This is a genomic window from Variovorax sp. HJSM1_2 (assembly GCF_049316285.1).
In the GTDB taxonomy this organism is placed as follows: Bacteria; Pseudomonadota; Gammaproteobacteria; order Burkholderiales; family Burkholderiaceae_C; genus Rhodoferax_B.
This window is the reverse complement of record NZ_JBMOXA010000005.1, coordinates 97982-110877: the sequence shown is the minus strand read 5'-3', so window position 1 is coordinate 110877 and position 12896 is coordinate 97982. Positions and strand designations below refer to the sequence as shown.

At 64.2% G+C, this 12896-nt stretch carries 11 protein-coding genes, 1 other RNA gene and 1 pseudogene; 9 read left to right on the top strand and 4 right to left on the bottom strand.

Going from position 1 to position 12896, the window contains the following annotated elements; genetic code table 11:
- Nucleotides 1-16: 16 nt before the first annotated feature.
- Together ACFQ95_RS07380 and ACFQ95_RS07375 are read left to right on the top strand one after the other, a co-directional pair.
- Nucleotides 17-427: a VOC family protein gene (locus ACFQ95_RS07380; protein WP_422830198.1), complete on the top strand. Its 411-nt coding sequence runs from the start codon at nt 17-19 to the stop codon at nt 425-427.
- The gene (locus ACFQ95_RS07375; RefSeq protein WP_422830197.1) at nt 420-1325 is read left to right on the top strand and encodes an alpha/beta hydrolase; all 906 of its coding nucleotides are present in this window, start codon (nt 420-422) and stop codon (nt 1323-1325) included. The genes ACFQ95_RS07380 and ACFQ95_RS07375 overlap by 8 nt, the downstream gene beginning before the upstream one ends.
- A 16-nt stretch (nt 1326-1341) precedes the next feature.
- On the opposite strand, the gene ACFQ95_RS07370 is transcribed toward ACFQ95_RS07375, so the two are convergent.
- The 3 genes from ACFQ95_RS07370 to ACFQ95_RS07360 all read right to left on the bottom strand — a co-directional run bounded on the left by ACFQ95_RS07370 (nt 1342) and on the right by ACFQ95_RS07360 (nt 6138).
- The gene (locus ACFQ95_RS07370) at nt 1342-3969 is read right to left on the bottom strand and encodes an ATP-binding cassette domain-containing protein (RefSeq protein WP_422830196.1); all 2628 of its coding nucleotides are present in this window, start codon (nt 3967-3969) and stop codon (nt 1342-1344) included.
- Nucleotides 3966-4844 carry a branched-chain amino acid ABC transporter permease gene (locus ACFQ95_RS07365; protein ID WP_422830195.1) on the bottom strand — a complete coding sequence of 293 codons (879 nt, stop codon included), beginning with the start codon at nt 4842-4844 and terminating at the stop codon, nt 3966-3968. The genes ACFQ95_RS07370 and ACFQ95_RS07365 overlap by 4 nt, the downstream gene beginning before the upstream one ends.
- A gap of 106 nt (nt 4845-4950) precedes the next feature.
- Entirely contained in the window at nt 4951-6138 is a 1188-nt protein-coding gene (locus ACFQ95_RS07360; RefSeq protein ID WP_422830194.1) for an ABC transporter substrate-binding protein, read from the bottom strand.
- On the opposite strand from ACFQ95_RS07360, the gene ACFQ95_RS07355 reads away from it, so the two are divergent.
- The 6 genes and pseudogenes from ACFQ95_RS07355 to ACFQ95_RS07330 all read left to right on the top strand — a co-directional run bounded on the left by ACFQ95_RS07355 (nt 6137) and on the right by ACFQ95_RS07330 (nt 11241).
- The gene (locus ACFQ95_RS07355; protein WP_422830193.1) at nt 6137-6361 is read left to right on the top strand and encodes a hypothetical protein; all 225 of its coding nucleotides are present in this window, start codon (nt 6137-6139) and stop codon (nt 6359-6361) included. The genes ACFQ95_RS07360 and ACFQ95_RS07355 overlap by 2 nt on opposite strands.
- Nucleotides 6362-6415: 54 nt before the next feature.
- Complete coding sequence (locus ACFQ95_RS07350) at nt 6416-7345, top strand: polysaccharide deacetylase family protein (RefSeq protein WP_422830192.1); 930 nt, start codon at nt 6416-6418, stop codon at nt 7343-7345.
- Between the two features lie 15 nt (nt 7346-7360).
- On the top strand, nt 7361-8107 hold the full coding sequence (locus ACFQ95_RS07345) for a GntR family transcriptional regulator (protein WP_422830191.1): 747 nt from the start codon (nt 7361-7363) through the stop codon (nt 8105-8107).
- A gap of 10 nt (nt 8108-8117) precedes the next feature.
- Nucleotides 8118-8759, top strand: coding sequence for a flavin reductase family protein (locus ACFQ95_RS07340; protein WP_422830190.1), 642 nt, complete (start codon nt 8118-8120; stop codon nt 8757-8759).
- A gap of 135 nt (nt 8760-8894) precedes the next feature.
- Nucleotides 8895-9842, top strand: a pseudogene (locus ACFQ95_RS07335) (MBL fold metallo-hydrolase); the annotation flags it as partial.
- A 19-nt stretch (nt 9843-9861) separates the two neighbouring features.
- Nucleotides 9862-11241, top strand: coding sequence for an NAD(P)/FAD-dependent oxidoreductase (locus ACFQ95_RS07330; RefSeq protein WP_422830189.1), 1380 nt, complete (start codon nt 9862-9864; stop codon nt 11239-11241).
- Between the two features lie 52 nt (nt 11242-11293).
- Here the strand turns inward: ACFQ95_RS07330 and rnpB are convergent.
- An RNA gene (gene rnpB / locus ACFQ95_RS07325) (RNase P RNA component class A) lies at nt 11294-11739 on the bottom strand.
- Between the two features lie 129 nt (nt 11740-11868).
- Here rnpB and cysK point away from each other — a divergent pair.
- A complete protein-coding gene (gene cysK / locus ACFQ95_RS07320) occupies nt 11869-12786 on the top strand; it encodes a cysteine synthase A (protein ID WP_422830188.1) in 918 nt (305 codons plus the stop codon).
- The last annotated feature ends 110 nt before the right edge of the window (nt 12787-12896 follow it).

Genomic DNA, 12896 nt, shown 5'->3' with positions numbered 1-12896 from the left:
TTCAAGGAACCACTCCATGGCAATCACCGGCTTGGACCACTTCGCCATTCTTTCATCCGACGCGGAGCGTACAACCCGCTTCTATACCGACATCGTCGGCCTGCGCGTGGGCTTTCGCCCCAGCGACTTGAGCTTTCCGGGCATCTGGCTCTACGCCGAAGAAACGCCCATCGTGCACGTGGTGTTCGAGCGCGAGATCCCGTCCTTCACCACCGGCGCGGTAGACCACCTGTCGTTCCGCGCCAGCGGCAGCGCCGACGACATGGCGGCCCTGCTGACCGAGCGCGGCATCGAATTCAGCAAACGCACACTGGTGCGCACCGGCATCACGCAAATCTTCTGCCGCGACCCGGACAACGTGGGTGTGGAGTTCAACTACCCGCCGGCCGCCAAAGCCGGCACACCGGAAAGCCCAGCCAATGCCTAGCCCACCCGCCATCCCGCCCAGCCTGCGCCAGTTGATGGCCGAGGTCGGCCCGATCTGGGGCAGCGCCGTCCAGGCACACGTGAAGCTGATGACGCAGGAATTCAGCGCAGTGTTACGCAGTGCCTCGCGGCCCACCTGTGCCGTCAGCCGCAACATCGCCTACGGCGAACATGCGCGGCAAGTGCTCGATGTTTATACCCCCGAGCCCTCGCAAAGCGCGGCCCCGGTGCTGATGTTTGTGCATGGCGGCGCCTTCGTCGACGGCGACAAAGACCGCACCGACGAGGTCTACTCCAATGTCTGCCGTTACTTCGCCCGCCACGGCGTCGTCGGCATCAACGTGGAATTCCGCCTGGCCCCGGAGAGCATGTTTCCCGGTGGCACCCAGGACATGGCAGCCGCCGTGGCTTGGGCGCGATCCCAGGTCAAGGCTTTCGGCGGCGACCCCGAGCGGATCTTTCTCATGGGCCATTCGGCCGGCGCAGCACACGCCGCGCACTATGCCTACGACCAGGCCTTTCACCCGCCCGAGGGCTCGGGCCTGGCGGGTCTGGTCGTGGTCTCGGGCCGTGTGCGGTCCGAGAACAGCGCTGCCAACCCCAACGCCAGCCGCGTCGAAGCCTATTACGGCAAAGACCTGGACAAGATGAACCAGGGTTCGGCCGTCAACCATGTGGGGCCGCATTGTGTGCCAACACTGATCGCCATCGCCGAGTTCGAAAACCCCTTGCTGGACGTGCATTGCAGCGAGCTGTTCCACAAGCTCTCGGCCCTGCGCCAAAAGGCGCCGCGTTTCCTGCAGCTCAAGGGGCACAACCACACGTCCATGGTGGCGCACTTCGACACTGCAGAAGACACTCTGGGCCGCGAAATCCTGGCCTTCATGGAAGGCGACTGAAGCCCCGGCCCGGCTCTCAGGCAGCGCCCAGATAAGCCTTTACCAGGGCCCCATCCGCCGCCAGCGCCTGCGCCGAACCCTGCGCCACCACTTCACCGGCCTCCAGCACATAGGCATGGTCGGCCAGCGACAAGGCCAGCGCGGCCATCTGGTCGACCAGCAGCACGGTCATGGATTCAGCGCGCAGGGCATCCAGCGTGGCAAACAGCTCCTCGATGATCTTGGGCGCCAGGCCCAGCGAAGGTTCGTCTAGCAGCAGCACTTGCGGGCGGCTCATCAGGCCGCGCGCCACGGCCAGCATTTGTTGTTCGCCGCCAGACAGCAGCCCGGCGCGTTGGTGCAGGCGTTCACGCAGGCGCGGAAAACGTTGCAGCATCTGCTCCAGCCCGGCCTTGGCTTCAGCCGGGTGCAAAAACGCACCGAGCAGGATGTTGTCGCGCACACTCAGCTCGGGGAATACCTGCCGGCCCTCGGGCACCAGCACCAGGCCGCGCGCGACGATTTGCTCGGCCTCCAGCCCGCCAAGTTCCTGCCCTTGCAAGTGAATGCCGCCCTGCACCGGGCGCTGCAGCCCGGCCAGCGCGCGCATGAGGGTGGACTTGCCTGCACCGTTGGCGCCCAGCAGCGCCACCAGCTCACCACGGCGCACCTGTATGCTCACACCCTTGAGCACCGGTGCGGCGCCATAGCCGGTCTGCAACTGGCCCACGCCCAGCCATTCGGCCGCAGCCGGGTTGCGCACACGGGTGTTGACGGGCTGGTCCGCCGCTTCGGCTTCACCCCCGGAATCACCCAGGTAAGCGCGCCGCACCACCGGGTTGGCGCGCACTTCGGCGGGGCTGCCCACGGCCAGCAATTGGCCGGCGTCAATCACCACAATGCGATCGGACACGGCCATCACCAGGCTCATGTCGTGCTCGACCACCACCACACCAATGCCAGACGCGGCGATGCTGCGCAGCAGGCCGCCCAGGCGTTCCTTGTCTTCCGTGGACAAGCCAGCGGCGGGCTCATCCAGCAGCAGCACCTGCGGCTGTGTGGCAAGCGCGCGGGCGATCTCCACCAGGCGGCGGTCTACGTGTGGCAGGTCGGCGGCCAGCGCATCCGGCGCACCGCTGTAGCCGCAGCGTGCCAGCAGCACACGGGCGGCCTGGCGTAGCGCGGGGGCGTGAAAGTGTGCCGCCTGCAGCAGGCCACCAAGCTTGCCGCCGCCGAGTGCCAGGGCGACGTTGTCCTCCACACTCAGCGCGCCAAACAGCTGCGAGGTTTGGTAGGTGCGTGCCACGCCCGCGCGGGCAATCTGCCAGGCGGCCTGGCGCAACGCTTTGTCGTTGACCTCACCCGCCAAGGGCTTGCCTTCCAGCGCAAACGAGCCAGTGGTGGGTTGGTAAAAGCCGCTCAGCATGTTGAGCACCGTGGTTTTGCCGGCGCCGTTGGGACCGATCAAACTGGTGACGCCACCGGCCAGGGTGTCGAAGCTCAGGTCGTGCACCGCACGCACGCCACCGAACACCCGGCCCAGGCCACGCACCGACAAGGCGCCGCGTGCTGCGGCTGGTGTGGTGGAGGCTGCAGCGGGCAGCACATCGGCAGGTGTTGCAGACGGTTTTGCGGCGGGGCGCAAACGACGCATAACACCCGCCCCCAAACCCGCCACCCCTTGCGGAGCGGCCCACAACACCACCAGCAGCATGCAGCCGAAAAACAGCAGGCGGTACTCTTCCAGGCTGGCCAGCAGCTCGGGCAAGACCCCCACCACCAGCGCGCCAATCAAGGGCCCAACAATGCTGCCCGCGCCGCCAATCATCACCACCAGCACAAACAGAATCGACTGCAACATGCCAAAACCCTGCGGTGTGACAAAGCCCGAGAGCGGCGCAAACAAGCCCCCGGCGAGTCCGGCAAATGCGGCCGAGATGGCAAACGCCACGGCCTTGATGCGCACCGGATTCACACCAATCGATTCACAGGCGGTTTCGCTGTCCTTGACGGCACGCATGGCCGCACCCCAGGCGCTGCGCGACAGCCAGGTGTAGAGCACCAGGCCAACCCCGCACGCCAGCAACGCCAGCGAGGCCACACCACGTTCGCCCAAGGCCAGGCCAATGAGCTTGGGCGAGGGCACACCCATGATGCCGTTTTGCCCGCCGGTCAGGCTGCGCCATTCCACAATGCCGTGCTCCACGATGAAGCCGAAGGCGATGGTGACCATGGCCAGGTAAGGCCCTTTCACACGCATGGCCGGCAGCGCCAGGAAGAAACCCAGCACGGCGCTCAGCGCCACGCCTATGGGCCAGGCCAGCCAGAAGCTCAGTCCAAAACTGGTGCTGAGCACGGCCACCACATAAGCGCCCAATGCATAAAAGCCGGCGTGGCCAAACGACACCTGGCCGGTCAGGCCGAGCAAGACATTGAGCCCAATGCCTACCAGCGCCAGCAGCGCCACGTTGGCCAACACGTAGACAAAGTAGCCGTTGACCAACCAGGCCAGGCCCAGCGCGGCCAGCAGCGTGGCCGCTACCAGGGCGATGGCCGTGGGCGAGCCCAGCGACAGAAACGGTGCGCCGGATACCGTCGTCTGAACTGGTGGCGTCAACTTTGGGGAAACGATGGCCTGCGGCATATCGATGCTCTCGCGCTTCATACCTTCTTCACCTCCATGCGGCCAAACAAACCATTCGGCCGCAGTGCCAGCACCAGAATCACCAGCGAGAACATGATGATCTGGGTGTAGCTGGACCCCAAGGTAGACGTGATCAAGGCCTCGCCAATGCCAAACAAGAACCCGGCCAGCACCACACCCCAGGCGCTGGTGATGCCGCCCAGAATCGCCACGGCAAAAGCCTTGAGGCCAAACAAGGTGCCCATGTCGGAATGCACGTTGAACAGCGGCGCCACCAGCGCCCCGGCCACACCGGCCAATACGGTGGACAACGCAAACGCACACAGCACCACACGTTTCACCGGAATGCCCATGAGCCGCGCCGCATCGCGGTTTTGCTGCGTGGCCAACAGCGCCACGCCCCAGCGCGTATGCCGCGCCACAAAATGCAGGGTGGCGGCCAACGCCAGCCCCACCAGCGGAATCAACAACTGCAGCGGGTACACACCGAGGCCAATGTCACCCAACTGAATCGGCGTCACGGCCAAGGGCGAGGTGAGATTGCGTGGCTCTTTGCCAAAACCAAACATCACCAGGTTGTCGAGCACAATGCCCAGCGCCACCGTGGCCATGAGCCAGGCGTTGGAGCCACGTTTCACAAACGGCCGCACGGCCAGAAATTCCACCAGCACGCCATACAGCGCACACAACGCCAACGCACAGGGCAGGCCCACCAGCCAAGGCCAGCCCATGGTTTGCACAAAGGTGAAGGTGAGCACGGCGCCCAGCATCATCGAGCTGCCCTGCGCAAAGTTCACCGTGGCCGACACGGCATAGGTGATGTGAAAGCCCAGGGCCATGAGCCCATACATACTGCCCAGCCCCAGGCCGCTGATCAGCGCCGACATCAATAACATCAGATTCTCCAGAGTCGTCTACACGGCCGGTGGAACAACCTGGCGCTGTGCGTTAAATCATCAGCCCGGGCTAACAACAGCCCGGGCATCACTTCAGCAGGGACGCTTAGTTGGTGGCCATGCCCACCGGCAGGATGCGGTTGTCGATGAACTGCGCCCAGACATAGTCGTTTTCGGTCACAGCGTCGTGCACTTCTGCGGTGAAGGGTTTGACGTAGGTCTTGATCAGGCCTTCATAACGGTCGATCTTGTAGAAGCCTTCGCGCACGGCGTCGCCGTTGGTGCTGCCGGCCTTGCTGATGGCCAGGGCCGCCAGTTGCATGGCGTCGTAGGCGTTGGCCACACCCACGGCGGGGGTCACGTCGTCGGCGCCCTTCACGTCGGGGTACTTGGCGACCAGCGCCTTCATCACCTTCTCGCCCACCGGGCCTTGTTTGCCGAAGAAGCTATAGGTCTGCACAAAGTGCACGGTCTTGGCGTTGGGGCCGGCCAGCTCGGTGAAGCGACCACCTGCTGGGCCCCAATGCGACACCACGGGCACCTTCCAACCCATGCGGTCCAGCGACTTCACCACTTGTGCGGATGGGCCTACGTTGCCCACCAGGAACAGGGTGTCGGCACCAGCCGCCTTAAGCTTGGTGAGCTGCGGCACCACATCCAGGTCGTTAGCTTCGAACTTCTCTATACCGGCGGGTGTCATCTTCTGCGCGGCCAGCGCGGCGCTCAGGCCTTTTTCATTCGACTCGCCCCAAGGGTTGTTCACCAGAATCATGCCGGGCTTGGTCGACTTGAAGGTCTTCTGCGCGTACTGCAACATGGCCTTGTTGACGATTTCATCGACGGCCGAGACACGGAACACGTAGTTCGGGTTGGCACCGTTTTTGGTGATCGGTGTGCCTGCGGCCCAGGGCCCGACAAACGGCACTTTCTCCTGGTTGGCCAGGGGCACGATGGCCATGGACACCGGGGTGTCGAGCCCGCCCACCAGCACCGCCACCTTTTCCTTGAAGATCAGTTCACGTGCGGCCACCACACCTTTGGCCGGACTGCCTTCGTCGTCACGGCGCACCAGTTCCAGCTTCTTGCCGCCAAGCAGGCCGCCCTTGGCGTTGATCTCATCAATGGCCACCACCAGGCCACGCGTGATGGCTTCACCGGCCTTGGCCGACTGGCCCGACATGGCGGTGACCAGGCCTATGCGTATGGTGTCTTGGGCCTGGGCCGAGAAAGAGGTGAGTGTCAGCGTGCTGGCCAGCGCTGCGGCGGCGACTAAAGTTTTTTGAAGCAGGGACATGGGGATCTCCGGTCAATGGGTTGAGGTTGAAACAGGCGACAGATCAAACCCGCTGCACAACGCAATCTCCATGCCAATTGTTAAGTTTTGCAAACAAGCACTGAAATTTATTGATAACAAAGTGAATTTAAAGTTGTCAACAATCTTGATTCACGATTGTTTGGCACAGGCACCAAAATTGCTCATCAGCAGTACGCTGCATCGTTGTGCAGCAAGCCCCTGAAAACCGCACCAACAACATACAGGCCTCGCACAAAAAAAGTGCACGCAACCCGTCATGAACTTCCAAGCCTCGCACGGCCATGCCTCGCGCCCCCTTGCCCACCACGGCTTGTTTCCGTATAGCGCCATCACCGACAAGGCCCAGCGGCCGGACTACCACTGGCCCGGCGGCGCCAGGCTGGCGGTCTACATAGGTTTTAATCTGGAGCACTTTGCGTTTGCTGAAGGCCTGGGCGCCAACTTGGGTCCGGTGTCGCCGCACCCCGACGTGCTGAACTACGCCTGGCGCGAATACGGCAACCGCGTGGGCGCCTGGCGCTGCCTTGAATTGTTTGACGAACTGCGCCTGCCGGCCGCCACCCTGCTCAACACCGCCTTGTTGGACCACTGCCCCGAATTGGTGGACGCCTGCATGGCGCGCGGCGACGAAATCGTCGGCCACGGCCACACCAACGCCGAGCGCCAGGGCGACATGCCCGCCCAGCAGGAGCACGACTTGCTGACCGACTGCGCGCGTCGCATCGCCCACACCACCGGCCGTGCACCGGCGGGCTGGTTGTCGCCGTGGATCTCGGAGAGCCGTGACACCCCGCACCTGCTGGCCCGCACCGGCTACCGCTACACGCTGAACTGGTGCCACGACGACCAGCCCGTGCGCATGCAAACCCAAAACGGTCCGTTGTGGGCCGTGCCCTATCCGCAGGAGTTGAATGACATTCCCATGATCATGGGCCGCCAGCTCGACGCCAAGGACTTCGCGCAGATGATCGTGGACAACACCGACGAGATGCTGGCCCAGTCGGCGCGCCAGCCGCTGGTGATGGGCATTGCGCTGCACCCCTACATCGTGGGCCAACCCTATCGGCTGCGCCACCTGCGCCGCGCCCTGGCTTACCTGGCGCAACTGCGCGACGCGGGGCAGATATGGTTCACCACGCCGGGCGCCATTTGCGAGCACATGGAACAATTGGGCCATCCGGCTTAAGCACAATCCCCATCCATGAGCACACGCAAACGCAACCTTCCGGCAACCGCCTCGGCCGCAGCCGTAGACACCAGCGCCGAGTTGATCACCGGCCTGAACGACAACGAAAGCCGCATCTACCGCTCGGTGTTCGAGAGCGTGATGAACCAGCGCATCGCCCCCGGCACCAAGCTGCCCGAGCAGGCGCTGTGCGCGCTGTTCGACGTGAACCGCGCCACCGTGCGCAAGGTGCTGCAACGCCTGGCGCACGACCATATTGTGGACCTGCGGCCCAACCGTGGCGCCGTGGTGGCCGCGCCCACGCCCGAGGAAACCCGGCAGATTTTTGAGGCGCGCCAGCAACTGGAGGCCGCCGTGGTGCCGCTGGTGGCGCAGCGCATCACCAAGGCCGAGATTGGCCAGCTGCGCAAACAACTGCGCGAGGAACATGCCGCCCTGCACCGCGCCGACCAGCCGGCCTGGGCGCGCCTGGCCAGCGGCTTTCATCTGCGGCTGGCCGAGCTGTCGGGCAACGCCATCCTGCACCGCTACCTGCATGAGCTGATCTCGCGCTGCTCACTCATCGTGGCGCTGTATGAACCACCGGGCAATGCCGCCTGTGAACACGAAGAACACGCACGCATCGTCGACCACATTGAAAACGGCGAGCCGGCCAAGGCGGTGAAAGTGATGCAGGAACACTTGCTCGACCTGGAGCAACGCATCTGCCTGGACAAACCGCAATCCGAGAAGAGCCTGGCGCAAATGCTGGGCTTAGTTTGAAGAGTATTGAATGGACATCGACTTCACCCAGATCACCGAATACCAGCGCTACAAACTCATGGCGAGTTTGATCGTGCCGCGGCCGATTGCGTTGATCACCACGGTCAACGAAGACGGCGTGGTCAACGCTGCGCCTTTCAGCATGTTCAACATGCTGGGTGAAGAACCGCCGATTGTCATGGTCAGCATCAACCGCCTGCAGGACGGGCTGATGAAACACACGGCCGCCAACATCGTGCGCAGCCGCGAGTTTGTGGTGCACCTGCCCGACGAAGCCATGGCCGAACAAATGCACCGCTGCGGCGATAACTTTCCGGCCGACGTGAGTGAGCTGGCCGCCGTGGGGCTGACGCCTGTGCCGTCCAAACAGGTGGCGCCGCCGCGCATTGCCGAAGCGCCGGTGGCGTTTGAATGCACCTTGTATGAGCTGCTGGAGACCACCAGCCGGCAGATCTTCATCGGCCAGGTGCGCTCGCTGCACGCGCGCGAAGGGCTGATAGACACCGCGTCGTGGCGCGTGCGGCTGCAGAATTATTTTCCGGTGGGGCGGTTTGGCGCGAGCTTTTATGTGAACACACGCGATCGTTTTTCGATTGATGGCAAGGGCAGCGAAACGGCGTCGGCGCATTCCACCGCCATAGACGAAATTTGAGAACCCACCCGAGACATACTCTGACCAAAGGGATATTCGCGGGCGTGCTGTAATTCACGCATGGTTCGACCCACCCAACGCATCCATTCCCTCGCCGCTTCCAGCCCGGCCGCCACGTCACAGCACACACTTGTCGGCAGCCTTGGCGGCACCGAGGCAAGCTTCCAAGAACACGAACAGCCCTACGGTGAACTGGCCCTGGTGGGCTCGAGCCGCGAGTCGCTGCACCCGCTCGACTGGCAAACCGAGCACCCGGTTGCGCTGACAAAAAACGTGTTGCGCCTGACCGCGCCCAACCCCGGCATGATGACCGGCCCCGGCACCAACAGCTACCTGGTGGGTGATGCCGACAGCGGCTACATCGGCATAGACCCCGGCCCCAACGACCCCGCGCATCTGCAGCGCCTGTGGCAAGCGGCGGGTGGCGACATCCGCAGCATCGTCTGCAGCCACTCACACCCCGACCACTCGCCCGGTGCCCGTCCGCTGCAGGCACTGGTGGCCGAGGCGGGCCGTCCCACGCCGCCGATTCTGGGGCTGCCTTCAGCCGCCACCGCGCGCGCCGACAGCCAGTTCACGCCCGATCACATCCTGCAACACCAGGAGCAACTCACACTCCAAAGCCCAACCACCGAACACAGCCTGCTGGCCCTCCACACACCCGGCCACGCGGCCAACCATGTGTGCCTGGTGCTGCTGCAGGACGGCCTGCTGTTTTCGGGCGACCACGTGCTCAACGGCAGCACCACCGTCATCAGCCCGCCCGACGGCAACATGGCCGCCTACCTGGACTCACTCGACCTGCTGACTGCCAGCTGTGCGGCGCACAACATTGCGTTCATCCTGCCCGCACACGGCTACGTGCTGGGTGCGGCCACCCGGGCGATTGCACAACTCAAAAACCACCGGCTGCAACGCGAAGCCAAGGTCCTGGCCGCCATGCAGGCCGCGCCAAACGCCACGCCGCGCGAGTGGGTGGCACAGGTCTATGGCGACGTGCCCGAGCGCCTGTGGCCGGTGGCCGAGCGCTCGCTGATGGCGCACTTGGAGCGCATCCACACGCTGAATCTTTTGCGAACCTAGGACAAGGTCAACACACTGCATGCTCAACGCCACAGCCAACCCAACATCACCCCGCCCCCGCGTCGTCATCATTGGTTGCGGATTTGGCGGCTTGGAAGCCACGCGCAAATTGCAGCACGCGGACGTGGATGTCACCGTCATAGACCGCACCAACCACCATTTGTTCCAGCCCCTGCTCTACCAGGTGGCCACCTCGGGCCTGGCCGCGCCCTCCATCGCCGCGCCCACACGCTCCCTGTTCCGCAACCTGCCACGTGTGACCACGCTGATGGCCGAGGTCACGGGTGTGGACGTGCAGGCCCGCAGCGTGCAGTTGAAAGACGCCGCAGCCGTGCCCTACGACCATTTGATCGTGGCGGCTGGCGCCACCCACAGCTACTTTGGCCGTGACGAATGGGCGCCCATGGCGCCGGGCCTGAAGACCTTGGCCGATGCCTTCGACATCCGGGGCCGCACCCTGATGGCGTTTGAAGCCGCCGAGAAAGAAACCGACCCGGCGCGCATCAAGGCCCTGCTGACCTTTGTGGTGATAGGCGCCGGACCCACGGGTGTGGAAATGGCCGGCACCCTGATAGAGATTGCGCGCCACAGCCTCAAGGGTGAGTTCCGCCACATCGACCCGGCACACGCCCAGGTGTTGCTGATCGAAGGCAGCCCGCGTGTGCTGCAGGCCATGCCGGAAAGTTTGAGCCACAAGGCGCAAGTGCAGCTGGAACAACTGGGTGTGCAGGTGCGCGTGAACGCCCGCGTGGTGCACATAGACGCCACCGGCCTGCAAGTCGAAACGCCCTCCAGCACACCCGGGGCGGGCGCAGAAAGCTACCGAATCGATAGCAGCTGCATCGTCTGGGCGGCGGGCGTGGCAGCGTCCCCCCTGGGCAAGTTGATCGCCACCGCTACCGGCGCCACGGTAGACCGCGCCGGCCGCGTCAGCGTAGCGCCCGACCTGAGCCTGCCCGGCCACCCCGAGATCAGCGTCATCGGCGACCTGGCTGCCGCCCAGAGCCACGTGCCCGGCCAGCCCCCCAAGCCCGTGCCCGGCGTGTCGCCCGGCGCCAAACAAATGGGCCGCACCGCCGCCGAGAACATCCTGCACCGCATCGCCGGGCGGAGCACCCAGGCTTTTCGCTACCGCGACTACGGCAACCTGGCCACCATAGGCCGCAACTCCGCCGTGGTCGACCTGCCCACACCCTTGGGTCCGCTGCGCTTTTCCGGGCGCGTGGCGTGGTTGTTCTGGTTGTTTGTGCACGTCTACTTCCTGATCGGCTTCCGCAACCGCCTCATCGTGCTGATGGACTGGGCCAGTGCCTACCTGCACTTCCGCCGCAACGCACGTGTGGTGGTGGGCAATAAAACCGATGAGGGCAGGCAAACGCCCGCTGCGCGCACACCGTAGCTCAAATGCTGAGGGCTGGAGCCAACGGACCATTCCGTTGGCGAAGTGAATAGTGTGAAGCTCACCTATAAGCCGGATTCTGTGCACCCACGCCGCCTTGCGGCTGCGTGGGCGTGACCGCCATTAATCTTGGCCGAGAGTCGCCCCTCGGCTCAGTGCTACCTACCCGCCAACTCCGGGGGCCCCGTCAACGTTGGCCTACTTGGTATTGCTGCGCGTAGAGATTGCCCGTTTCACCTTGGGCGGTTTCACCGCCCAAGGTGGCTGTGGACATCACGCTCACGCGTGGGCCGCATGGCTTGCACCATGCGGCGACGGCTTGCGCCGCCTCCACAGAACACCCGTCATTGGACAGATCTTCCGCTCAAACTCGTCTCTGTTGCTCTAATCCTCACCTCACGGTGGACAGCCGTTAGCTGCTACGCTGCCCTATGCAGTCCGGACGTTCCTCCAGTGCCATGTTTCCATGATTGCACCAGCGGCGGTCTGGCGAGCTTCACGGGCTGGATTATCGTGCATTGGCGGCCGCAAATCGGCTCACCCAAAATCTAAGCTTATGGACGACAGCACCGCTGGCTTCCCTTATGCTGTGGGCCAGATATTTCACCCGCCCAGGAGACCTGCACCATGAAAGCCGACAACGTTCTGCAAACCATAGGCAACACGCCGCATATCCGCATCAACCGCCTGTTTGGCGCCGGGGCGCAGGTGTGGATCAAGTCGGAGCGCAGCAACCCCGGCGGCTCGATCAAAGACCGGATCGCGCTCTCCATGGTCGAGGCCGCTGAAAAATCAGGCGCCTTGCAGCCGGGTGGCACCATCATCGAACCGACCTCGGGCAACACCGGCATAGGCCTGGCGATGGTGGCCGCCGTCAAGGGTTACAAGCTAGTGCTGGTCATGCCCGACAGCATGTCGATCGAGCGCCGCCGCCTGATGCTGGCTTACGGCGCCAGCTTCGACCTAACGCCGCGCGAGAAGGGCATGAAAGGCTCCATCGCCCGCGCCGAAGAATTGGTGAAAAACACGCCCGGTGCGTGGATGCCGCAGCAGTTTGAAAACCCGGCCAACATCGACGTGCACGTGCGCACCACGGCGCAGGAAATCATCGCCGACTTTCCCGACGGGCTGGACGCGCTGATCACCGGCGTGGGCACAGGCGGGCATATCACCGGCTGTGCGCGGGTGTTGAAGGAACGCTTCCCCAAACTCAAAGTGTTTGCCGTCGAGCCTGTGGCGTCGCCAGTGATTTCTGGCGGTGCGCCGGCGCCGCACCCTATACAGGGTATTGGTGCCGGTTTTATCCCCAAGAACCTGGACACCGCGCTGCTCGACGGCGTGATCCAGGTCGATGCCGAACCGGCGCGCGAAATGGCACGCCGTGCGGCGCGCGAAGAGGGCTTGCTGGTCGGTATTTCATCGGGTGCCACGCTGGCCGCGATTGCGCAGAAACTGCCCGAGCTAGGCGCGGGCGCACGGGTGCTGGGTTTCAACTACGACACCGGCGAACGTTACCTGTCGATCGACGGCTTCCTGCCGCTCTGATCCAGCCACAGCGCACTGCCGGCATGCGCCGACAGTGCACAGCGGAATGGCCACCCGTCCTACAGGCGGGCCCAGGGCCGACTCGGACAATCCATTCATTGCCACGCTTC